Raw genomic sequence first — 20,538 nt, forward strand, 5'->3', positions numbered from 1 at the left:
CGGTCATCACCGCTCCGCCTCTGGCCGATACCGGTGACTGAGAGTGCTGCAAGCTCCCGCCAGTAATCAGGAGAGCTTTATGCCGATTGCCCAACACAGCCAACCTGAACCGCCGCCTCATGATCTGCTGGCGTTCGAGGCGGTGAGGATAAAGGATGCTGCGAAGCCATTCCTGCCCAGCCTTCAGCGCGATGCGATGCTTCGCAAGGCGCGCCTGATCGAGACCGCCTCGCACATCAATGATTGGCTGACATCTCCCGGCCTTCGAACGCCGTGCTAGAGCGTTTTCGAGCGAAGGACATCGGTTCGCGTGAAGAAAACGCGTCACACTGACAAACTGGAGCTTCGCTTCTGATTCAATCAGAACCGAAGCTCTGGCTGCCGACCTTGAGGAAAAGCCGCCTCATTACGAGGCGGATTGAGACCGCCATTCATCGGATGCCGAAGAGCATGGCCTCCGGTCGTCTCTCACCAGGCAACGGCGTCGACATCGGCTCTGACCTATCCTTCAGGAACAGGCGACCGCGGTGAACGTTGTCGCGGTGCAGATATTCACGCGCGCCATCCGATTTTCTTCTGCCGGTGATTTGTGGCCTTGGTGCTCGTTATTCGACCCTTTGCTTCCCATATAAAAGATCATCCTCGTCGGCCATCGAGTTGGGTCGGAATGCGCGGAGACCTCCAGCGAAAGGGCCCGCCATGTTCAAATCTCAGCAGTATCGTGCCAAGGCAGCCGCATATGGCGAACTGATCAAGCGTTCGAGCGGTCAGGGCGAAAGCCGCAAGTTTCAGGAGCAGCAAGACCGCCTCGCTTCGCTCGCGGATAACGAGCAGCAACTGGCGGACAATTTTGACGACGCAGTGAACGTTGCGGAGCAGGACCGCTCCCGCGGCGCGGCCCTTGCCGCCGAAGAGGAGTACGTTCTGCGGTGTCTCGGCGCGGCCGTCATCATGCAATGGAACGTCCTGCCGAAGACGCTGCAGCGGGAAATCTTCGACACCGCCGGATCGGTCGGAAAGCTGCTGGAGACGGCGGCGCTCCGCGGGCAGATCGCGCGCTTCCTGCACAAGCACAAGGATGATGCCGATCGCAACAAGGTTCTGGAGGCGCGTCAGGATGCGAGATCGCGCGCTGCGGCTTTGTCGCGATGGGACAATGAAGGCGGCGCAGTCCCCGAGGGACTGCCGATGTAAGCAAACTGCAACAATAGGAGATTCGTTATGTCACTTACCCAAATCGGCGTCGATGACGGACCGCACAGCATGGACGGGCTGCGGCTTCTCGCCCGGGATGGAAATGAACGGATCGAGGCATTCATCGGCCGCAAGGTGATGGACGTCTGGGCCGAGTCTGTCGAGCACCGCGGCGGACACCGAAGCCTGTTCCGCGATCAATACAATGCGCTTGGCAGACTTAACCTGGCGGCGATCGAGCGGATCGTCAGTGCGAAATACCAACGCGGTGCTGCGTTCAACCGCCAACACCCCTATGTCGAGGTGCTGTTCTCGGACATCACCGACAGCGGGGAGACGCTGAATCTGAGCGAACTCGTTCGTGAAGTCTTGCCGCCGGCGTTTCACCGGCTGAGTTGAAGGTCGATCCAGGAGGAATTCCCATGATGAAGAAATCCCCACCGTCCACTGACGAACCAGAGCCGAAGAAGCCACTGCGCGCCGACCGGCCTCCTGCCGAAGGTTTCGTGATCATTGTCGACAAACATTTCAAGTCGGAGTTCGACACGGTCGAGGCTGCTGAAACGTCCGGCCGACAACTGAAGGCGGCTTATCCGATGCTTCAGATCGAAATCTATGACGCCGTCAGCAAGACCCGCACCTTGCTGAGCTGACAGGCCTGGTTACCGGGCCTCGTGGACAGGTTGCCGCCTACTCCACGCCGGCTTCCTGCGGCGTGAATTCATACACCGACGAGCAGAACTCGCAGGTGACGACGACCTTGCCGTCCTTGACCATCTCGGCGCGATCGTTCGGCGCAAAGCTCTTCAGCATCGACGACACCGCATCGCGCGAGCAGGAGCACTGCGCGCGCAACGTCTGCGGGTTGAAGACGCGGACGCCGCGTTCGTGGAACAGCCGGTAGAGCAGCCGTTCGCCAGAGAGATCGGGATCGATCAGCTCGACATCCTCGACGGTCGAGATCAGCGACTGTCCCTCGACCCAGGCGTCATCGTCAGGCACGTGATGCGTGGCCGTGCCCTCCGGCGCATCGCCGGGGTGCAGATCGGCCTGCTTGGCGCGCTCGGGCGCCTTGGGCAGGAATTGCAGCAGGATGCCGCCGGCGCGCCAGTGCAACTTGCCGCCCTCGCCGCCGCGCATCTCCTCGCCGACCGCAAGGCGCACCCGGGTCGGAATCTGCTCCGAGCGCAGGAAATATTCGTGGGCCGCCTCTTCGAGGCCGCCGCCGTCGAGCGCGACCAGTCCCTGGTAGCGGCTGGTGGTGTTCGCGCCCTGGTCGATGGTCATCGCGAGATGGCCTTTGCCAAGCAGCTCGCCCGAGCTCTGACCAGTCTTGAGGCGCGCCTCGTCGTAACGCGCATAGGCACGCAGCCGGTCGGGCGCCTGGAAATCGACGATCAGCAGCGAGACCGGACCATCGGTCCGGGTCTGCAGGATGAAACGGCCCTCGAACTTGACCGACGAGCCGAGCAGCGTGGTCAGCACGATGGCCTCGCCGAGCAGCTTGCCCACCGCGGGCGGATAATCGTGCTTGTGCAGGATCTCGTCGAGCGCGGGGCCGAGCCGGGTCAGCCGGCCGCGCAGATCCAGCGCGCCGACCTCGAAGGCCAGCACGGCATCGTCGACAGGAACCGCTGACGGCGCGCGAACCGGCGCCTCGGGCGTGATTTTGATGTCAGGGGATTGTGAAACCATGGCGCTCTATCTGGGGTCTCGAACCATGAAATAAAGGGGTTGAGCTAAACGCGAACTCTTCGTCCCTGCCTTGTGCGCAATTGCGCACTGGGGCAGGACCCATAACCACCACTGTCGGTTGATGCATCCAGCTGAGGCCCCAGCCTTCACAACAATTGACAGCGGTGGTTATGGGTCCCGGGTCGCGCTGCGCTTGCCCGGGACGACAACGTTAGTGACCTACGACTAGGCGACCGCGTCGAAACACCAGGCCAGAATGCCCTTCTGCGCATGCAGGCGGTTTTCCGCCTCGTCGAACACCACGGATTGCGGGCCGTCGATCACCTCGTCGGTGACCTCCTCGCCGCGATGCGCGGGCAGGCAGTGCATGAACAGTGCGTCCGGCTTAGCGAGCGACATCAGCTTGGCATTGACCTGATAGGGCTTCAGCACGTTGTGGCGGTGCTCGCCCTCCTTGTCGCCCATCGACACCCAGGTGTCGGTGACGACGCAGTCGGCGCCGCGCACGGCGGCTTCCGGATCGGTGCCGAGCACGATCGGAGCGCCGGTCGCCTTGATCCAGTCGCGCATCGGCTTCTTCGGCGAGAGCTCCGGCGGGGTCGCGACATTGAGCTGGAACTTGAAGCGCTCGGCGGCGTGCGCCCAGGAGGCCAGCACGTTGTTATCGTCGCCGGTCCAGGCCACCGTCTTGCCCTCGATCGAACCGCGATTTTCCTCATAGGTCATGAGGTCGGCCATCACCTGGCAGGGATGTGAACGCCGAGTCAGGCCGTTGATCACAGGCACGGTGGCATGCGCCGCGAGCTCGAGCAGCGCGTCATGGTTGAGGATGCGGATCATGATCGCATCGACATAGCGCGACAGCACGCGCGCGGTGTCGGCAATGGTCTCGCCGCGGCCGAGCTGCATCTCGGCGCCGGTCAGCATGATGGCTTCACCGCCGAGCTGGCGCATGCCGACGTCGAACGACACCCTTGTGCGGGTCGACGGGCGCTCGAAGATCATCGCCAGCGTCTTGCCCTCAAGCGGCTTCCTGCCCTTCTCATGCGCCTTCCGCGCCGCCTTCATGGCGGCGCCAGCGGACAGCATGTTGCGCAGCTCGGCGAGCGGCACCTCGTCGATGTCGAGGAAGTGGCGGACAGGCTTGCTCATCATCCCGCCGCCTTCTTCGGCTGGGTTGCCGCCAGCGCAGAGCAGGCGCGCTCGAGCGCTGTGATCGACTGGTCGATCTCGGCCTCGGTGACGATCAGGGGCGCCAGGAAGCGCACCACATTGTCGCCGGCGCCAACGGTGAGCAGCTTCTCGTTACGCAGCGCGACGATCAGGTCGCCGGAGGGCACCACGGCCTTGACGCCGATCAACAGCCCCTCGCCGCGCACGTCCGCCAGCACGGACGGATAGCGGTCGACGACGGAGGCTAGCTTCTGCTTGAGCAGCAGCGACATCTTCTGCACGTGCTCGAAGAAGCCGGGTTTCAGCATCACGTCGAGCACGGCATTGGCCGCGGCGACCGCCAGCGGATTGCCGCCGAAGGTCGAGCCGTGCGAACCCGGCGCCATGCCCTCAGCCGCCTTGGCGCTCGCCAGCACCGCGCCGATCGGGAAGCCGCCGCCGAGCGCCTTCGCCAGCGACATCACGTCAGGGGTCACGCCGGTGCGCTTGTAGGCGAAAAGATCGCCCGTGCGGCCCATACCGGTCTGCACCTCGTCGAATGCGAGCAGCAGGCCATGCTCGTCGCAGAGCGCGCGCAGCGCCTTGAAGAACGCCTGCGGCGCCGAGCGCACGCCGCCCTCGCCCTGCACCGGCTCGATCAGGATGCCGGCAGTGTGCGGGCCGATCGCTTTCTTGACGGCCTCGATGTCGCCGTGCGGCACCTGGTCGAAGCCGTCCATCGGCGGGCCAAAACCCTCGAGATATTTTGGCGAGCCGGTCGCAGCCAGCGTGCCCAGCGTGCGGCCGTGGAAGGCGCCTTCGAAGGTGATGATGCGGTAGCGCTCGGGATGGCCCTTGGAGAAGTGATAATGGCGGACCAGCTTGATCACGCCCTCCATCGCCTCTGCGCCGGAATTGCAGAAGAACACGAAGTCGGCAAAGCTCTGCTCGCACAGCCGGGCGGCCAGCGCCTCGCCGTCCGGGCTCTTGAACAGGTTCGACATGTGCCAGAGCTTGGTCGCCTGTTCCTGCAGCGCCTGGACCAGATGCGGATGCGCGTGCCCGAGCGCGTTCACCGCAACGCCCGAGGTGAAGTCGAGATAGCGGTCGCCGTTGGTTGCGATCAGCCAGGCGCCCTCACCGCGCTCGAAGCCGAGATCGACCCGGGCGAAGACGGGGAGCAGATGCGACGAGGCGCTGTTGGTCATGGCGTTCACTGCCGGTTTGAAGCCGACAATTGCCGTGCGCGCCTTGACGCCAGTGCAGCAACGGCCAGCTTCGGAAAACAAAACGGCCGCCTTTGCGGGCGGCACGTGCAGCCATTCTATGCTGCGGCCAGTAGGTGTCAATCGCCAGGAGCCGGCCTTTGCCGGCCTTCCTGCGATGCGAAACGAGCGCAATCCGGAGCATTCCGGTGCGGTGGAAAAGCCTCATTACAGTGCTTAACTTTGTGGGAACATGTGGACGCACGGCCGCGGACTCTTGCGCCAGAGTCACGCCATATTGTAGCGTTTGGCCTGTCGGGTACGACATCTCGTGCGGCAGTACTGGACCCTCTAAGTAGCCTTCGTGTCACACGTAAACGTTCGGGCGCAAGACCGCGCCCGGCGAGGGCTAAGGGATTCTGGCCGCTGGGATTTTGACCCGGATTTGGCTCGCAGCGTCGCTCCAATGACTGGCCGGCGCCATGCGAAAGGAAGAATGCGATGACTGTATTGACCTGGTCCGACGATCGCGTCGAGCAGCTGAAGAAGCTCTGGGAGTCTGGCCTCTCGGCCAGCCAGATCGCCGCGGAACTTGGCAATGTGACGCGAAATGCCGTGATCGGCAAAGTGCATCGGCTCGGCCTCTCCGGCCGCGCCAAGGCCCCCTCCACGGCCGCGCCGCGGCAGCGCAAGGCCCGCCCCGCCCAGCACATGATGCGGGTGGCGCGTCCGGTCTCGCGCGGCAACACCGCGCTGGCGCATGCCTTCGAGGTCGAGATGGAGCCCGATCCGATCTCCTACGACAACGTGGTGCCGATGAGCCAGCGGCTGTCGCTGCTCGAGCTGAACGAAGCCACCTGCCACTGGCCGGTCGGCGATCCATCGAGCCCGGAATTCTTCTTCTGCGGCGGCAAGGCGCTCGGCGGCCTGCCCTATTGCGCACACCACTCGCGCGTCGCCTACCAGCCCGCCGGCGATCGCCGCCGGCCGTCGGCGAAACCGCAGATCAAGTGAGCACTCGGGAAACTGGCGTAGGACTGAAAAAGAAATCCCCATGAAAGCGGGGATTTTTTTGTGAGAACCGTAGCCCGGATGCATCACCGGCGTCGTCCCGGCGCAGGCCGGGACCCATAACCACGAATGGGTGTTGTTTGAAAGCCGTCTGGCCGCGTGCCGATTGCGCCGGCCGCGGCGTATGGGTCCCGGCTTTCGCCGGGACGACAACGTGTTGCGGTTTATGAATGCCACACGGCCGTTACGGCTGCGGCTCGGCCTTCGCGAAGCGGTCGTCGAGCGCGTAGCCGGCGCCGCGCACGGTGCGGATCGGATCCTGCTCGCGGCCCGGATTGAGCAACTTACGCAGGCGGCCGATATGCACGTCGACGGTGCGCTCGTCGATATAGATGTCGCGGCCCCAGACGCTGTCGAGCAGCTGCTCGCGGCTGAACACCCGGCCGGGATGCTCGAGGAAGAATTCGAGCAGACGATATTCGGTCGGCCCGAGATCGATCGGGCGGCCGGAGCGCGCCACGCGGCGCTTCTCGCGGTCGAGTTCGATATCGCCATAGGTCAGCACGGTGGCAAGCCGCTCCGGGCTCGCACGGCGCAGCAAGCCCTTCACCCGCGCCAGCAGCTCGGGCACCGAGAACGGCTTGACGATGTAATCGTCGGCGCCGGTGGCAAGCCCGCGCACGCGCTCACTCTCCTCGCCGCGCGCGGTCAGCATGATGATCGGAAGCTGCTTGGTCTCGGGCCGCGCCCGCAGGCGGCGGCACAGCTCGATGCCGGACAGGCCCGGCAGCATCCAGTCCAGCACAACGAGGTCGGGGATGCGCTCCTTCAACCTGGTGTCGGCGTCGTCGCCGCGTCCCACCGTTTCGACGTCGTAGCCTTCCGCATCGAGGTTGTAGCGCAACAGTGTCGTCAGCGCTTCCTCGTCTTCGACTACCAGAATGCGTGCGCTCATCGGTCTAAGTTCTTTCTCTGTGGTGATCCGTTGCCCAAACGCAAACCGAAACACTCAACCCCTGAGCATATTCCCCGTGGGAAACGGTTTGTCGCGACGACAATCCGGTTCCGCCGATGCGGATCATGCCCTAGTTGCCCGGCACCGTGGTGGCGAAATTGGTCATATCGCCCTTCGGACGCTTGTCGGTGATCTGCTGGCCCTCGATCATGTAGAACACGGTCTCGGCGATATTGGTGGCGTGGTCGCCGATCCGCTCGATGTTCTTGGCGCAGAACATCAGATGGATGCAGAACGAGATGTTGCGCGGATCCTCCATCATGTAGGTGAGCAGTTCGCGGAACAGCGAGGTGCAGATCGCATCGACCTCCTCGTCGCCCTTCCAGACGTTCATCGCCGCCGGCAGATCGTGCGCGGCATAGGCGTCGAGCACCGACTTGACCTGCGACAGCACGAGGTCGGTCATGTGCTCGAGGCCGCGGATCAGCTTCAGCGGCTGGAAATCGCTCTCCAGCGCCGCGACGCGCTTGCCCATGTTCTTGGCGAGGTCGCCGATCCGCTCGAGGTCAGTCGCGACGCGCATCGCGCTGACGATCTCGCGCAGGTCGATCGCCATCGGCTGGCGGCGAGCGATCGTCAGCACCGCGCGCTCTTCGATGACGCGCTGCAGATTGTCGATCTCGATGTCGGCGGCGACCACGCGCTTGCCCAGCGCGACGTCGCGGCGGATCAGCGCGTCGACCGACTCGGTGATCATGCGCTCGACGAGGCCGCCCATCTCGGCGACCAGGCGGGTCAACTCCTGCAGGTCGCTGTCGAATGCCTTGGCGGTATGTTCAGAAGCCATCGCTTGTCTCCTCAGCCGAACCGGCCGGTGATGTAGTCCTGCGTGCGTCGATCGCTCGGCGAGGTGAAGATCTTGTTGGTGTCGTCGAACTCGATCAGCTCGCCGAGATACATGAAGGCGGTCTTGTCGGAGACGCGCGCCGCCTGCTGCATGTTGTGGGTGACGATCGCGATCGTGTAATCCTCGGAGAGCTCCTGGATCAGCTCCTCGACCTTGGCGGTCGAGATCGGGTCGAGCGCCGAGCACGGCTCGTCGAACAGGATCACCTCGGGACGCACCGCCACGGTGCGCGCGATGCACAGCCGCTGCTGCTGGCCGCCGGAGAGCGACAGGCCGGAAGCGTTCAGCTTGTCCTTGACCTCGTTCCACAGCGCGCCGCCGCGGAGCGCCTTCTCGACCCGGTCGTCCATCTCGGACTTCGAGATCTTCTCGTAGAGGCGGATGCCGAAGGCGATGTTCTCGTAGATCGTCATCGGGAACGGCGTCGGCTTCTGGAACACCATGCCGACCCGCGCACGCAGCAGATTGAGGTCGAGCTTGGGATCGAGAATGTTGGTCTGGTCCAGCATCAGCTGGCCGACCGCGCGCTGACCCGGATAGAGATCGTACATCCGGTTGAAGATGCGCAGCAGGGTCGACTTGCCGCAGCCGGACGGGCCGATGAACGCCGTGACGCGGTTGGTGCCGAGCGTCAGGTTGATGTTCTTCAGCGCGTGGTGCTCGCCGTAATAGAAGTTGAGGTTGCGCACCGTGACTTTCGGCGGCGCTTCCGGCAGCGGCACCTGGGGAACGTGGCTCGCGACAGTCGTGGAGACGGAAAGCTCGGTCATTTTGCGGCCCTTTCGGCACCAAGGATGCGCGCGCCGATGTTCAGCGCGAGCACAGTGAATGTGATGAGCAGCGCACCGCTCCACGCCAGCTCTTTCCAGTAGGCGTAGGGACTCTGCACGAAATTGTTGATGGTCACCGGCAGGTTGGCCATCGTCTTGGTCAAATCCCAGCTGAAGAACTGGTTCGACAGCGCGGTGAACAGCAGCGGCGCGGTTTCGCCGGCAACGCGGGCGGTCGCCAGCAGCACGCCGGTGATCAGACCGGATCGCGCTGCACGATAAGCGATCCGCTTGATCACCAGCGAGCGCGGCAGGCCGAGCGCGGAGGCTGCCTCGCGCAGCGGATTGGGCACCAGCAGCAGCATGTCCTCGGTGGTGCGCAGCACCACCGGGATCACGATCACAGCGAGCGCGAGCGCGCCTGCGATCGCCGAGAAGCCGCGCATCGGCACCACCACCGCGCCATAGATGAACAGGCCGATGATGATCGAGGGCGCGCTGAGCAGGATGTCGTTGATGAAGCGGATCACCGAGGTGAGCTTGTCGTTCTTGCCGTATTCGGCGAGGTAGGTGCCGGCGAACAGGCCGAGCGGCGCACCGATACCGACGCCGATCACGGTCATGATGACCGAGCCGACGATGGCGTTGAGCAGACCGCCTTCGGTCGAGCCGGGCGGCGGCGTGTTCTGGGTGAACAGCTGCACGCTGAGGCCGGCGAGGCCGTTGTAGAGCAGAGTGAACAGGATCAGCGCCAGCCAGGTGACGCCGAACAACGCCGCGCCGACGCAGAGTGCGCGGATGACGATGTCGCTGCGGCGGCGGGATTTGTAGATCGGGTTCATGGCGTTACTTCCCCGCCTTCGTTTCAAGCCGCATCAGCATCAATCGCGCGCCGGCGAGCACGAAGAAGGTCAGCACGAACAGCAGCAAGCCGAGCAGGATCAGGCCGGACTGGTGCAGGCCGTCGCTCTCGGCGAATTCGGAGGCGATCGCGGCCGAGATCGTGGTGCCCGGCGCGAAGATCGACGACGAGATGCGGAACGAGTTGCCGATGATGAAGGTCACCGCCATGGTCTCGCCGAGTGCGCGGCCGAGCGCCAGCATGACGCCGCCGATCACGCCGACCCGGGTGTAGGGGATCACGACGCTGCGGACGACTTCCCAGGTGGTGCAGCCCATGCCGTAGGCGGCCTCCTTCAGGACCGGCGGCACGGTCTTGAACACGTCGACCGAGATCGCGGTGATGAAGGGCAACACCATGATCGCAAGGATCAGCGCGGCGTTGAACAGGCTGAGATAGGACGGCGGGCCTCCGAACACCGCACCCAAGACGGGCACGCCCTCGAAGATCCGGATCATGAAGGGCTGGAACGTGTTGGCCAGGAACGGGCCCAGCACGAAGAAGCCCCACATGCCGTAGATGATCGAGGGGATGCCGGCCAGCAGCTCGATGGCGATGCCGATCGGGCGGCGCAGCATTTGCGGGCAGAGCTCGGTGAGGAAGATGGCGATACCGATGCCGACCGGGATCGCGATCATCATCGCGATGACCGAGGTGATCAGCGTGCCGTAGATCGGGCCGAGCGCGCCGAGCACCGGCGGATCGGCCGAGGGCGCCCAGCGCTGCGTCCAGAGGAAGGCGAAACCATATTCCTTCATCGCCGGCCAGGCGCCGACGATCAGCGACAGGATGATGCCGCCGAGGATCAACAGAACCGAAATCGCGGAGATACGGGTGATCCAATAGAAGGTGAGATCACCCAGCTTGAAGGCGCTGAGGGCCTTGGCGCGATCGTAAGGTCCCGCGGCTTCCATCACATCGCTCTGAACAGCCATGTCTGCCACGCCAATCCCCTCTTTACTATGTGAAAGCCACGCAAACCGCTACGCCCCGAAGCGATCTTCACTGACGCATTTGACCGGGCGCCGTTCCGGCTTGCGCCTCCCGGGGCGCGAACCCGGGCCCCTGAAGGAGCCCGGGTCTAGTCGCTCAACCTGTGCCGCCCCCTTGGAAGGCGGCACAGGCCGTGTTCGAAATATCGAACTTAGCTCTTGATGTCCGACGACCAGGTCTTCTCGATCAGCTTGACGACCGAGTCCGGCATCGGGATGTAGTCGAGCTCTTCGGCCGCCTTGTCACCCTTCTCGAAGGCGTACTTGAAGAACTTGAGCGCTTCCTGCGAGGCCGCCTTGTCGGTCGAGTCCTTGTGCATCAGGATGAAGGTCGCCGCGGTGATCGGCCAGGAGGCTTCGCCCGGCTGGTCGGTCAGGATCACGTAGTAGCCGGGAGCCTTGGCCCAGTCGGCATTCGACGCAGCGGCCTGGAAGGCGGCGATGGTCGGCTGCACGGTCTTGCCGGCCTTGTTGACCAGCGCGGTGTAGGTCAGCTTGTTCTGCTTGGCGTAGGCATACTCGACATAGCCGATCGCGTTCTTGGTCTGGCTGATGTTGCCGGCAACGCCTTCGTTGCCCTTGGCGCCGACGCCGACCGGCCATTCGACCGCGGTGCCGGAACCGACCTTGGACTTCCAGTCGGCATTCGACTTGGCGAGATAGTCGGTGAAGTTGAAGGTGGTGCCCGAACCGTCCGAACGGCGCACGACGGTGATGGCGTCGCCCGGCAGGGTCAGCTTCGGATTGAGCTTGGCGATCGCCGCGTCATTCCACTTGGTGATCTTGCCGAGGTAGATGTCGCCGAGCACTTCGCCCGACAGCACGAGGTCGCCCGGCTTGACGCCCTCGACGTTCACGACCGGAACGATCGCGCCCATCACCATCGGCCACTGGACGAGGCCGTCCTTCTCGAGCTGCTCGGCCTTGAGCGGCGCGTCGGTGGCGCCGAAGGTCACGGTCTTGGCCTGGATCTGCTTGATGCCGGCGCCGGAACCGATCGACTGATAGTTCAGGCCATTGCCGGTGTCCTTCTTGTAGGCGTCAGCCCACTTCGAATAGATCGGGAACGGAAACGTCGCGCCCGCGCCGGTAATATCGGCAGCGAAGGCTGACGTCGAAGCGGCGACCAAGCCGGCAGCGACGATTGCTTTGATGAAATTCATGGGGTGGTCTCCATCTTGTGAGCGAAGCGCCGAACGCGCCCGATTGCGCTCACGCCGGTCCATCTAGGAGCGGTCGGTGCTGCTTTTACGAAGGTTGGATGACAGTTGGATGACAGCGCTAAGCGGCTGAAAGTGCTTAGCTTTGGGTCGGTATCGGGGTCTTCGGCCGGGGAAAACAGGCGGTAAAAGTCGCGCCGTTTTTCGGCACGCTCTCGATCAAAAGACGCCCGCGATGACGGTTAAGAATATGTTTCACCAGCGATAATCCGAGGCCGGTTCCGCCCTGGTTACGACTGTCGCCGACGTCGACCCGATAGAAGCGCTCTGTAAGCCGCGGCAGGTGCTCCGGGGCGATGCCGGGGCCGAAATCCCGTACCAAAACACGGATTTCGGGGCTTCCCTCGCCGCCCGTGCCCGGCGCGGTCTGGTTGAGCGACACTATGACGCGGCCACCGGAGGCGCCGTATTTGAGGGCATTCTCGATCAGGTTTTCGAACAGGCGGAGCAGTTCCTCGCGGTCGCCGGCGATCGTGACCGGGGCCTGCGGCAGGTCGACGTCGATTTCGACCTGACGCTCGCTGGCCAGCGCCTCGAGCCCGTCGGCGACCTGACGGATGATCGGCACGATATCGATCGAGGCCTCGGGCCGCACATGGGCCGACAGCTCGACCCGCGACAGCGACAGCAGGTCGTCGATCAGCCGCGCCATGCGGATGGCCTGGGTGTGCATGATGCCGAGGAACCGCTCGCGCGCCCGCGCGTCATCGCGCGCCGGCCCCTGCAGGGTGTCGATGAAGCCGGACAAAGCGGCGAGCGGCGTGCGCAGCTCATGGCTGGCATTGGCGACGAAGTCGGCGCGCATCTCCTCGACCCGGCGCAGCGGCGTCAGGTCGTGGAAGGTCATCAGCATGCATTTCTCGGTGCCGCCGAACTGGGTCGGCACTGGAACCGGCGTGATCACCAGTTCCATCCAGCGATCGACCGGGACGTGGTCGGTGTAGGTGGCCCGTCGCGGCTCGGTGGTCGCGATCGCCTCGCGCAGCGCGGTGATGATCTCCGGCGAACGCAGGGCAAATTGCGCGAGTTCGTTCCGGCGCAGCGCCGGCGCGAGCTCAGACGCGGCGGTGTTGAGATGGATGACGCGGCCGGCGCGATCGAGCAGCACCGCCGGGTCCGGCATGCCGGCGACCACGGCGCTGACGGCCGAGGCCTCGACCGGATTGCCCCCGCGGACATCCTCCCGCGAGGTGCCGGCATCATGCAGCCGCCATGGTACCAGCGCCGCGGCCGCGATGCAGGCGAACACCGCGCAGGCGCGGACCAGCGACAACTCGCCGAGTGAAACCACCACGCTCAGCGCCAGCGCCGCGGCGAGCAGGATCAGCGCGGCATGACGCAACCGGTCGGGCCAGGGCGAGAAGATGGAGGAATGCGAATCGTCAATTGCCATCGCGGCGGCTTTCTTCCCGTCGGTTCATGTCTCGCCCAGGCGCGGTCACATCGACCTTCCCTCGGGAGGCATCGGGCCGCTTCATCAGACGCCGGAGTCACCGCGCTTGCGGACCAGAACCGCCTCATGATGCGGCTCAGCACGGGGACCCGAATCAGCCTGCGGCAGCCGTTTGAGTCGGGCGCCGACGATAACCTCCCGAAACGTCAGCAAGATTACAGATATGACGAATGGCGCAATATAGTAGAGCAGGCGGAACAGCAGCATGCCGCCGAGCAGGTCCTCGCGGTCCATCTGCCAGAGGCCGACCAGCATGGCGGCGTCGAACACCCCAAGGCCCCCCGGGGAGTGGCTGGCGAAGCCGAGCAGGGTCGCCGACACGAAGATGACGGCGACCACGACGAAGCCGAGATTGGGCTCGTCCGGCACCAGCACGTACATCGCCAGCGCGCAGAAGCCGAGGTCGACGATGCCGATTGCGATCTGCAGCAGCGTCAGCGGACCGCCCGGCAGGGTCACCGTCCAGGGGCCGCGGCCGACCACCCGCGGCTGGGTCCAGACCCAGACCACATAGGCGACCAGCGCGGTGATGATACCGAACGCCAGCGTGCGGTTGAGCCAAGGCGGCAGCTGGTCGATGTTGGCGGCGGCCTCCGGGTGGTAGGCGATGCCGAGCCCGAGCACCGCGGCATTGCCGAGCCAGAAGGTGAGGCCGGCGAGAAAGCAGATCTTGGCGACGTCGATCGCGTTCAGTCCCCAGGCCGAATAGATCCGGTAGCGCACCGCGCCGCCGGTGAAGACGCTGGCGCCGACATTGTGGCCGATCGAATACGAGGTGAATGCCGCGAGCGCGTTGATGCGATAGGGCACGTGGGCGTGGCCGATCGCACGCACCGCGAACAGATCGTAGAAGGTCAGCGTGAAATAGCCGGCTGTGACAAACAGCCCCGCCAGCGCGATCTGCCGCGGCTCGGTGCTCTTGATGGCCTCGAGCACCTCGTTGGTGTCGATGCCGCGCAGCATGTGATAGAGGACGTAACAGGCGATGCCGATGACGGCGATGCTGATCACAACACCCAGCCGATGCAGGATTTGCTTCTGGCGCAGAAACGCCATCGCCCTGCGTATTGCTTCCAGCATCTAGACCTCGAATTGCGATCCCGCGACGACGGCTCCCGGGCGAACTCCGCCGGCGCTTCGCTGTGTCCTGCCCCGTGTAGCGCGTTTTAAGCCGGAGTGGAATTCGTCGAAGGACAATAAAACGCGCATCTTCAAGATATTAGGGATGATTCATGACAGCGGATGCACAAATATGCGCGTTTCTCGCCACCTTCGACAAGACTTGACATTCCCGTGCGGTAGTTAGCCCGCCGAACGGCCCGCGAGGCATCCGGAATACTACGGGGAGGAAGCCGCGAGCGGCGGCGCGGTCATGTCCGTGCCGACGCCACCGCGGTGACGATTTCCGAGGCATCGGGGAAATGCCCCTTGACGCGGCGGGCGATCACCTTGCCGTCAAGCCTGACCTCGAAGATGCCGCCCTTGCCGGGCACAAGCGCCGCATCGAGCCCAAAGCGTTCGCGCAGCAGCGCGGCCGCCTCCCTGGCACGCTTCTCGTAACCGCAGGGACGGCAATAAATGATCGAGAGATCGGTCATGGCGTGCCCTCCCGTCCACTCATGCCGCGCGGCGTTGCGCGCTCGCGGCCTCGATCCCGGCGATCCAGCCTGCGACCGAGCGGCCGATCGCCTCCGGATGATCTTCCTGCAGATAGTGCGCGCCGGCTCCGAGCTGAATGACCGCGCAATGCTGCAGCGTCGCCGCGAATTCGGCGGCGAAGGCCGGCGACACCAGTGCCCCGGGCGAGGCCGCGAACAAGAGCTTCGGATAGCTCGATGCCGCAAGCGACGCATGTGCTGCGGTGAGCGCCTGATCGACATCATCAGGTTCGCCGGCGATCGGCAGCTCACGCGGCAGCATCAATGTCGGCCTGCGGCTCTCGCGCGTCGCAAACGGCGCGCGGTAGGCCGCCATCTCCTCCTCGCTGAGCTTGCGCAGGATCGAGCCGGGCAGCACGCGTTCGACGAACGCATTGTTGTCGAGGACCATCGCCTCGCCCTCGCCCGGTGTCCTGAACTTCTTGAACGTCTCCCGCGCCGCGTCGTGCTGGTGGAAATCGGACCAGTCCCGCATCGCGCGGATGAACTCCATGAAAGCGAGCCCGCGCACGAGTTGCGGACGGCGCGCCGCGAGATGGAACGCGAGCGCCGTGCCCCAATCCTGCGCGACGAGATACGCCGAGTTGATGCCGAGCGCGTCGATCAGCGCGTCGAGATAGTCGGCATGGTCGAAGAAGCGATAGGCGATGTCGGGCTTGCCGGACTGGCCGTAGCCGATCAGGTCGGGCGCGATGCAGTGCCCGACCGGCGCGACCAGCGGCATGATGTTGCGCCAGATATAGGACGACGTCGGATTGCCGTGCAGGAACAGCACGTGCGGCGCGTCGCTGCGTCCGGTCTCGCGATAGGCCATCGTGGTCCCGAACACGGAGCGATGATGCAGGCTGATCTCGGCGGACATGGTCATGGCAACTCCTTGAACACGGTTTGGAATGCGATCGTCTTGAAACGCGTCAGCGCCGCTCCGCTGCGTTCGACCTTCATGCGCAGCATCGCGCCCTGCCAGGATGCGAGCAGGAAATCGGCAAGCGCGTCGGGATCGAAGTCGGAGGCGATCTCGCGCTTGGCCTGGGCTTCGGCGATGCAGGCCGCAAACGGCAGGCGCCATTCCCGGAAGATGTCGTCGAGCTGCGCGCGCAGCATCTCGCTCGAGCCTGACGCCTCGAGGCTGAAATCGCCGATCAGGCAGCCGCGGGTGAAGCCGTCATGCGCAAGCTTGCCGGTGATGAGATCGAGGTAGCGCCGCAGCCGTTCGCGCGCCGGCAGCGCGGTGTCATCAAGCGCTTCCGCAACGAGGCCGCGCACATAGAGGAAGTAGCGATCGAGCACCTCGGAGGCGAACAGCTCTTTCGAGCGGAAATGGTTGGTGAACGAGCCCTGCGGGGCGCCGGCGGCGGCGGTGACGTCGCGCACGCTGGTGCCGTGATAGCCGGTGCGGAACATTTGCTTCAGGCCGGCGTCGAGGATGGCATCGCGGAGAGAGGGTTTTGGCATCGCCACGATTTAATACGTACGTACGTATTGATGTCAAGCCGTAAAAGGAATGCGGCCGGCGCCGCGCGTGGCGGCCTCGCCAGGCCTGATGGATCAAGGGTTTGGGGTCAGCTCGCGGGCTTGCTGCGGGAAACCACCCAGTCGCGCAGCCAGGAGCCGATGGCGCAGCCGACGAGATAGAGCGCGAACATGACCAGGAACAGATCGAGCCAGTAACCGAAGCGGCCGGGCATGACCCGCGCGAACGACGCGGCCACCAGCGCGGCGGCAACCAGCGCCAGCCAGCCGATCCAGGCCTTCGAGACGCCCTGCGCCCGATGCACCACCGCAATCCAGCCCATGCCGAAGCCGAGCAGCGCTGCGCCGAGCAGCCAACCCCAGAAGAATGTCGCGAGCACGGTCATCGCTACTTCACCACGAATTCGATGCGGCGGTTCTGCGCCTTGCCGTCTTCACTGTCGTTGCCGGCGAGCGGCTGCGTGCTGCCATAGCCGATCGGCGTGAAGCGATTGGCGGGCAGCCCGGCGCGCACCAGGTAATCGACCACGGCCTGCGCCCGACGCTCCGACAGCGCCTGGTTGGCGGCTTCCTCACCGTCGCTGTCGGTATGGCCGACGACTTCGATCGTCGCATTCGGGCAGCGCATCGCGGTCTCGATCAGGCGGTCGAGCAGACCGGCGGAGTCAGGCACGATGTCGGCCTTGCCGGATTCGAAGCGGATCTTGCCCTTCGAGAGGATCTCGGAAAACAGCTGCTGGCACACTGTGGGATCGACCGGCGCCGCCGCCGGCTTGACCGTGACCTCGGCCTTGTACTGCCAGCCCTGCGGGAAGTCCTTGCCGAGCCCGTCGCGGATCTGGCCGGCCGCGGCATCATAGAGCGCATCGCCCGACAGCTTCACCTCGCGGTCCGAGACGACAAGCGTTCCGGTCGACAGCCGCGACAGCGCGCCGAGCGCAGGCGCCACCGCCGCCGCGAAACCCGACGGCGCGCCGAGGCTGGCCTTGAGATTGTCGACCACCTTCTCGCTGAAGAACTTGCGGCCAGCGGCCGCGACCAGCGCGGCATGCACGTTGTTGTCGGGCACGTATCCGGTCAGTGTCAGCGTCACCGCGACCGGGTCCTTGTAGGCCTGGAACACGTAAGGCGGCGCCTTGATGTCGTTGGCGGCGACCGAATAGCCTTCCGGCAGATTCTTCAGCGCGGCCGCGACCGCTTCGCGTCCGCCGAGCTCGCGCGCCATGCCGGCGAGGTTAACCTTGCTGTCGGTCAGCGTGATCTTGCCGTCCTTCAGCTTGCTGATCTGGTCGAGCAGCAGCAGCGCCGCCGCGTCGAACCGCGACGGTGCGCCGAGGGCGAGCGCCATCTGATCCACCACCTCGACACCGCCGAGGCTGGCCTTCGCGGCCTCGGTCAGCTTGCTCTTGCTCGACGGCAGCGGCGCATTGCCGCCAAGCGTGACCCGCACCACGTCGCGGTCGGCGGACCAGACATAGGGCTTGGCCTCGGCAACAAGACGGGTCTCGTCGTTGACCAGCCGCACGCCCGGCACCGCCTCGACCGACGCCACCGCGCTGAGGCGGCCGTCCTCGGAGAAGGCGTTGGCCGCAAACGTCACGTCGCGGCCGTCGACGCTGATGCGGCGCTTGTCGAGCACGGTGTCCTTGAGTGCGGCATTAGAGCGCGCGGCAAGGTCGGCTTCGACCGTTGCCGTGCTGGTCCAGGCCGCGATACCCCAAAGGACGACCAGTGGAATCACGCCCGGCCACCACTTGCTACTCCACTTGAAAAGTCCGTGCATTCAGGGTCCTGCGGGCTCGGGAACCAGAGAGAAAACAAACCCTTGGCTGACTGTCAAACCCCAAATCAAGCATCATGGCGGGGGCGCCATGTCGGACCGGAATAACAGTTTCTTCAGTGGTCTTTCGCTAAGTTTGCCGCGGAATGCAAATCGGCCGGCCGGCGCCCTCATGAAACAACTCCGCAACACCGTGATCCGTGCCGGGCTGGAGGCGTTGTATTTTTCGGGCGCGCATCATTTGCTGCGGCCGATCTTCGCCGGCGTCGGCGCCATCTTCATGCTGCACCACGTCCGCCCGCGGCGCGGCGACGCGTTCCAGCCCAACCATCATCTCGAGGTTACGCCCGACTTCCTGCGCGCGATGCTGACGCACCTGCGCGCGCTCGACGTCGATGTCGTCAGCATGGACGAGGCGCATCGCCGTCTCACCGAACGGAACTTCGCGCGGCGCTTCGCCTGCTTCACCTTCGACGACGGCTATCGCGACAACCGCGATTTCGCGCTGCCCGTCATGCGCGAGTTCGGCGCGCCGTTCACGGTCTATGTCGCAAGCGATTTCGCCGAGGGCTGCGGCAGGCTGTGGTGGATCGCGCTGGAGCGGGTGATATCGGCAGCGTCCGCGATCGAGGTGCCGATCGATGGCGTGATGACGCGGATCGACACCTCGACGCCACCGGCCAGGCGCGCCGCTTTCGGCCGCATGCACGACTGGCTGCGTTCGCTGCCGGGCGAGCAGGAGATGCAGGCCGAGATATCAGCGCGTTGCACCCGCCATGGCGTCGACGAGGCCGGCATCGCGCGCGAGCTGTGCATGTCATGGGACGAGTTGCGCGGCTTTGCCGACGATCCGCTCGTCACGATCGGCGCGCACACCATCACCCATTGCAATCTCGCCAAGCAGAGCGAGACCATCGCGTCGTTCGAGCTCGCGACCAGCCGGGCGCGGATCGAGCAAGCCCTGCAGCGGCCGGTCGCGCACCTCGCCTATCCCTATGGCGACCGGATCGCCGCCGGGCAGCGCGAATTCGCGCTCGCTAAATCGATCGGCTTCAAGACCGCGGTGACGACGCGGCCGGGCATGCTGTTTGCCGAAAGCGCCGACCACATGACCGCCTTGCAGCGCGTCTCACTGAACGGCAATTACCAGGAAGCGCGGCTGTTGCCGGTGCTGACCTCAGGCGCCGCCACCGCGGTGTGGAACGGCTTTCGCCGCATCGACGCGGCGTAATCGAGCGACGTCCCTAAAATTGTTTGAGCATGATCTCTTCGGAAAACCGCTTCGCACTTTTCCGGATCATGCTCTCAGATCACCAGCAACAGCCCCGACGCCAGCAACAAGCTGAGGATCACGCGCCTGAAATTGGCCTCGTTGATGTTGCGGAAGGCAAAGATGCCGAGCCACGAACCGGCCAGCAGCGCCGGGGCGCCCAGGACGACGTCGTAGGCGACCTTCATCGAGAGATCGCGATGCAGCAGCAGCATCACGAGCGAGGAAATCTGCATCGCGGCGATGAAGGGTTGCACGAGACCGCGCTGCTGCTGCTTCGGCACGCCATGGATGTCGCACCAGATCGTCGGCAGCGCGCCGGGCATCGCGGTCAACCCGCCGATCAGGCCGCCGCCAAACCCGACAAGCGCGTTGCGCCCTTCCGGCAACCGGCCGTAGCCGATCGCGGGCCTGAACAGCATGTAGCCGGCATAGAGCGCGACCATGACGCCGAAGCCTTCGCGGAAGGTCCGGCTATCGGTGTTGTGCAACAGCCAGAGCGCGAGCGGCACGCCAAGCAGTCCGCCTGATATCAGCGACAGGCTCTCCTTCCACTGAATGTGGTGTCGAAGCGCCCACAGATTGGCGCCCTGCACGCCGACGCTGCAGGCCATCATCAGCGGCACCGCCTCGGTGGGTGGCATCGCATGCAGCAGGATAGCGCCGGCAATCGCCGAAAAGGCAAAGCCGGCGAGACCGGATACGAAGGCGCCGCAAAACACCGCCGCGCTGAGCACGAGAAATGATGTGACGTCGGCCACGAGCGGACCTCCGTTGATGAGAGTGATGATGAATGAATTGGGAGAGCGCTAGAGCATTTTCCGACCGGAATGAATCGGGTGGGGATTCCCAAAACGGCGCGAGTCAGATTCAAGCTGCATGCTGGCGAGGGAGGCCAGCAT

24 protein-coding genes are annotated in these 20,538 nt (G+C 64.7%); 7 read left to right on the forward strand and 17 right to left on the reverse strand.

All coding sequences use genetic code 11. The annotated features are described in order from the left end of the window. The first annotated feature begins 43 nt into the window (after positions 1 to 43). From K359_RS51875 to K359_RS0113860, 4 genes are all read left to right on the forward strand, one after another. Positions 44 to 280 (forward strand): hypothetical protein, encoded by a 237-nt coding sequence (locus tag K359_RS51875; RefSeq protein WP_156928482.1) that lies wholly within the window; start codon positions 44 to 46, stop codon positions 278 to 280. A gap of 419 nt (positions 281 to 699) precedes the next feature. Next, positions 700 to 1,194 (forward strand): hypothetical protein, encoded by a 495-nt coding sequence (locus K359_RS0113850; RefSeq protein WP_035976533.1) that lies wholly within the window; start codon positions 700 to 702, stop codon positions 1,192 to 1,194. Positions 1,195 to 1,221: 27 nt separating this feature from the next. Beyond that, positions 1,222 to 1,593, forward strand: a complete 372-nt coding sequence (locus K359_RS0113855; protein WP_029079889.1) for a hypothetical protein — start codon at positions 1,222 to 1,224, stop codon at positions 1,591 to 1,593. Between the two features lie 23 nt (positions 1,594 to 1,616). Beyond that, entirely contained in the window at positions 1,617 to 1,847 is a 231-nt protein-coding gene (locus K359_RS0113860; protein ID WP_224497023.1) for a hypothetical protein, read from the forward strand. A gap of 37 nt (positions 1,848 to 1,884) precedes the next feature. Here the strand turns inward: K359_RS0113860 and K359_RS0113865 are convergent, their stop codons facing one another. From K359_RS0113865 to K359_RS0113875, 3 genes are all read right to left on the reverse strand, one after another. After that, positions 1,885 to 2,889, reverse strand: a complete 1,005-nt coding sequence (locus K359_RS0113865) for an Hsp33 family molecular chaperone (RefSeq protein ID WP_029079891.1) — start codon at positions 2,887 to 2,889, stop codon at positions 1,885 to 1,887. A 225-nt stretch (positions 2,890 to 3,114) separates the two neighbouring features. After that, a complete protein-coding gene (gene argF / locus K359_RS0113870) occupies positions 3,115 to 4,041 on the reverse strand; it encodes an ornithine carbamoyltransferase (RefSeq protein WP_029079892.1) in 927 nt (308 codons plus the stop codon). Beyond that, entirely contained in the window at positions 4,041 to 5,249 is a 1,209-nt protein-coding gene (locus tag K359_RS0113875) for an aspartate aminotransferase family protein (protein ID WP_029079893.1), read from the reverse strand. Before K359_RS0113875 ends, argF begins: the two co-directional genes overlap by 1 nt. On the opposite strand from K359_RS0113875, the gene K359_RS61220 reads away from it, so the two are divergent. Both K359_RS61220 and K359_RS0113880 read left to right on the forward strand, forming a co-directional pair. Then, positions 5,248 to 5,487: a hypothetical protein gene (locus K359_RS61220; protein WP_156928484.1), complete on the forward strand. Its 240-nt coding sequence runs from the start codon at positions 5,248 to 5,250 to the stop codon at positions 5,485 to 5,487. The two genes, K359_RS0113875 and K359_RS61220, sit on opposite strands and share 2 nt — an antisense overlap. A 260-nt stretch (positions 5,488 to 5,747) precedes the next feature. Further along, entirely contained in the window at positions 5,748 to 6,260 is a 513-nt protein-coding gene (locus K359_RS0113880) for a GcrA family cell cycle regulator (protein ID WP_029079894.1), read from the forward strand. Between the two features lie 241 nt (positions 6,261 to 6,501). On the opposite strand, the gene phoB is transcribed toward K359_RS0113880, so the two are convergent. The 13 genes from phoB to K359_RS0113945 all read right to left on the reverse strand — a co-directional run bounded on the left by phoB (position 6,502) and on the right by K359_RS0113945 (position 18,369). Next, the gene (gene phoB, locus K359_RS0113885) at positions 6,502 to 7,212 is read right to left on the reverse strand and encodes a phosphate regulon transcriptional regulator PhoB (protein ID WP_029079895.1); all 711 of its coding nucleotides are present in this window, start codon (positions 7,210 to 7,212) and stop codon (positions 6,502 to 6,504) included. Positions 7,213 to 7,342: 130 nt separating this feature from the next. Beyond that, the gene (phoU, locus tag K359_RS0113890; protein WP_024578984.1) at positions 7,343 to 8,059 is read right to left on the reverse strand and encodes a phosphate signaling complex protein PhoU; all 717 of its coding nucleotides are present in this window, start codon (positions 8,057 to 8,059) and stop codon (positions 7,343 to 7,345) included. 11 nt (positions 8,060 to 8,070) lie between these two features. Next, on the reverse strand, positions 8,071 to 8,889 hold the full coding sequence (pstB, locus tag K359_RS0113895; RefSeq protein WP_029079896.1) for a phosphate ABC transporter ATP-binding protein PstB: 819 nt from the start codon (positions 8,887 to 8,889) through the stop codon (positions 8,071 to 8,073). Continuing rightward, complete coding sequence (pstA, locus tag K359_RS0113900) at positions 8,886 to 9,731, reverse strand: phosphate ABC transporter permease PstA (protein WP_051346119.1); 846 nt, start codon at positions 9,729 to 9,731, stop codon at positions 8,886 to 8,888. Before pstA ends, pstB begins: the two co-directional genes overlap by 4 nt. A 4-nt stretch (positions 9,732 to 9,735) precedes the next feature. Then, positions 9,736 to 10,725 carry a phosphate ABC transporter permease subunit PstC gene (gene pstC / locus K359_RS0113905; protein ID WP_029079898.1) on the reverse strand — a complete coding sequence of 330 codons (990 nt, stop codon included), beginning with the start codon at positions 10,723 to 10,725 and terminating at the stop codon, positions 9,736 to 9,738. A gap of 209 nt (positions 10,726 to 10,934) precedes the next feature. Then, positions 10,935 to 11,945: a phosphate ABC transporter substrate-binding protein PstS gene (gene pstS, locus K359_RS0113910; protein ID WP_029079899.1), complete on the reverse strand. Its 1,011-nt coding sequence runs from the start codon at positions 11,943 to 11,945 to the stop codon at positions 10,935 to 10,937. A 136-nt stretch (positions 11,946 to 12,081) separates the two neighbouring features. Then, entirely contained in the window at positions 12,082 to 13,395 is a 1,314-nt protein-coding gene (locus tag K359_RS0113915; protein ID WP_029079900.1) for an ATP-binding protein, read from the reverse strand. A gap of 84 nt (positions 13,396 to 13,479) precedes the next feature. Continuing rightward, the gene (locus K359_RS0113920; protein WP_029079901.1) at positions 13,480 to 14,535 is read right to left on the reverse strand and encodes a lysylphosphatidylglycerol synthase domain-containing protein; all 1,056 of its coding nucleotides are present in this window, start codon (positions 14,533 to 14,535) and stop codon (positions 13,480 to 13,482) included. Positions 14,536 to 14,825: 290 nt separating this feature from the next. Continuing rightward, positions 14,826 to 15,053, reverse strand: a complete 228-nt coding sequence (locus K359_RS0113925; RefSeq protein WP_029079902.1) for a SelT/SelW/SelH family protein — start codon at positions 15,051 to 15,053, stop codon at positions 14,826 to 14,828. A gap of 19 nt (positions 15,054 to 15,072) precedes the next feature. Further along, positions 15,073 to 15,981, reverse strand: a complete 909-nt coding sequence (locus tag K359_RS0113930; RefSeq protein ID WP_029079903.1) for a haloalkane dehalogenase — start codon at positions 15,979 to 15,981, stop codon at positions 15,073 to 15,075. Further along, the gene (locus tag K359_RS0113935) at positions 15,978 to 16,568 is read right to left on the reverse strand and encodes a TetR/AcrR family transcriptional regulator (RefSeq protein ID WP_029079904.1); all 591 of its coding nucleotides are present in this window, start codon (positions 16,566 to 16,568) and stop codon (positions 15,978 to 15,980) included. The genes K359_RS0113930 and K359_RS0113935 overlap by 4 nt, the downstream gene beginning before the upstream one ends. 107 nt (positions 16,569 to 16,675) lie before the next feature. Beyond that, a complete protein-coding gene (locus tag K359_RS0113940; protein WP_029079905.1) occupies positions 16,676 to 16,972 on the reverse strand; it encodes a hypothetical protein in 297 nt (98 codons plus the stop codon). Between the two features lie 2 nt (positions 16,973 to 16,974). Then, on the reverse strand, positions 16,975 to 18,369 hold the full coding sequence (locus tag K359_RS0113945) for an OmpA family protein (RefSeq protein ID WP_029079906.1): 1,395 nt from the start codon (positions 18,367 to 18,369) through the stop codon (positions 16,975 to 16,977). A 169-nt stretch (positions 18,370 to 18,538) separates the two neighbouring features. On the opposite strand from K359_RS0113945, the gene K359_RS0113950 reads away from it, so the two are divergent. Beyond that, entirely contained in the window at positions 18,539 to 19,597 is a 1,059-nt protein-coding gene (locus K359_RS0113950; RefSeq protein ID WP_029079907.1) for a polysaccharide deacetylase family protein, read from the forward strand. Positions 19,598 to 19,671: 74 nt separating this feature from the next. Here the strand turns inward: K359_RS0113950 and K359_RS0113955 are convergent, their stop codons facing one another. Then, a complete protein-coding gene (locus K359_RS0113955) occupies positions 19,672 to 20,397 on the reverse strand; it encodes a sulfite exporter TauE/SafE family protein (protein WP_029079908.1) in 726 nt (241 codons plus the stop codon). Positions 20,398 to 20,538 lie beyond the last annotated feature (141 nt).

Source organism: Bradyrhizobium sp. th-b2 (assembly GCF_000426785.1).
Taxonomy (GTDB): domain Bacteria; phylum Pseudomonadota; class Alphaproteobacteria; order Rhizobiales; family Xanthobacteraceae; genus Bradyrhizobium; species Bradyrhizobium septentrionale.

What these genes read in the sequence shown, in the direction of transcription:
- phoB (WP_029079895.1), bottom strand. Translation starts at nt 7,212, where the DNA reads ATGAGCGCACGCATTCTGGTAGTCGAAGACGAGGAAGCGCTGACGACA.
- K359_RS61220 (WP_156928484.1), top strand. Translation starts at nt 5,248, where the DNA reads ATGGCGTTCACTGCCGGTTTGAAGCCGACAATTGCCGTGCGCGCCTTG.
- K359_RS0113850 (WP_035976533.1), top strand. Translation starts at nt 700, where the DNA reads ATGTTCAAATCTCAGCAGTATCGTGCCAAGGCAGCCGCATATGGCGAA.
- pstC (WP_029079898.1), bottom strand. Translation starts at nt 10,725, where the DNA reads ATGGCTGTTCAGAGCGATGTGATGGAAGCCGCGGGACCTTACGATCGC.
- K359_RS0113925 (WP_029079902.1), bottom strand. Translation starts at nt 15,053, where the DNA reads ATGACCGATCTCTCGATCATTTATTGCCGTCCCTGCGGTTACGAGAAG.
- K359_RS0113935 (WP_029079904.1), bottom strand. Translation starts at nt 16,568, where the DNA reads ATGCCAAAACCCTCTCTCCGCGATGCCATCCTCGACGCCGGCCTGAAG.
- K359_RS0113865 (WP_029079891.1), bottom strand. Translation starts at nt 2,889, where the DNA reads ATGGTTTCACAATCCCCTGACATCAAAATCACGCCCGAGGCGCCGGTT.
- K359_RS0113875 (WP_029079893.1), bottom strand. Translation starts at nt 5,249, where the DNA reads ATGACCAACAGCGCCTCGTCGCATCTGCTCCCCGTCTTCGCCCGGGTC.
- K359_RS0113945 (WP_029079906.1), bottom strand. Translation starts at nt 18,369, where the DNA reads ATGCACGGACTTTTCAAGTGGAGTAGCAAGTGGTGGCCGGGCGTGATT.
- pstB (WP_029079896.1), bottom strand. Translation starts at nt 8,889, where the DNA reads ATGACCGAGCTTTCCGTCTCCACGACTGTCGCGAGCCACGTTCCCCAG.
- K359_RS0113920 (WP_029079901.1), bottom strand. Translation starts at nt 14,535, where the DNA reads ATGCTGGAAGCAATACGCAGGGCGATGGCGTTTCTGCGCCAGAAGCAA.
- K359_RS0113940 (WP_029079905.1), bottom strand. Translation starts at nt 16,972, where the DNA reads ATGACCGTGCTCGCGACATTCTTCTGGGGTTGGCTGCTCGGCGCAGCG.
- K359_RS0113930 (WP_029079903.1), bottom strand. Translation starts at nt 15,981, where the DNA reads ATGACCATGTCCGCCGAGATCAGCCTGCATCATCGCTCCGTGTTCGGG.
- pstA (WP_051346119.1), bottom strand. Translation starts at nt 9,731, where the DNA reads ATGAACCCGATCTACAAATCCCGCCGCCGCAGCGACATCGTCATCCGC.
- K359_RS0113915 (WP_029079900.1), bottom strand. Translation starts at nt 13,395, where the DNA reads ATGGCAATTGACGATTCGCATTCCTCCATCTTCTCGCCCTGGCCCGAC.
- phoU (WP_024578984.1), bottom strand. Translation starts at nt 8,059, where the DNA reads ATGGCTTCTGAACATACCGCCAAGGCATTCGACAGCGACCTGCAGGAG.
- K359_RS0113860 (WP_224497023.1), top strand. Translation starts at nt 1,617, where the DNA reads ATGATGAAGAAATCCCCACCGTCCACTGACGAACCAGAGCCGAAGAAG.
- K359_RS0113880 (WP_029079894.1), top strand. Translation starts at nt 5,748, where the DNA reads ATGACTGTATTGACCTGGTCCGACGATCGCGTCGAGCAGCTGAAGAAG.
- K359_RS0113950 (WP_029079907.1), top strand. Translation starts at nt 18,539, where the DNA reads ATGAAACAACTCCGCAACACCGTGATCCGTGCCGGGCTGGAGGCGTTG.
- K359_RS0113855 (WP_029079889.1), top strand. Translation starts at nt 1,222, where the DNA reads ATGTCACTTACCCAAATCGGCGTCGATGACGGACCGCACAGCATGGAC.
- argF (WP_029079892.1), bottom strand. Translation starts at nt 4,041, where the DNA reads ATGAGCAAGCCTGTCCGCCACTTCCTCGACATCGACGAGGTGCCGCTC.
- pstS (WP_029079899.1), bottom strand. Translation starts at nt 11,945, where the DNA reads ATGAATTTCATCAAAGCAATCGTCGCTGCCGGCTTGGTCGCCGCTTCG.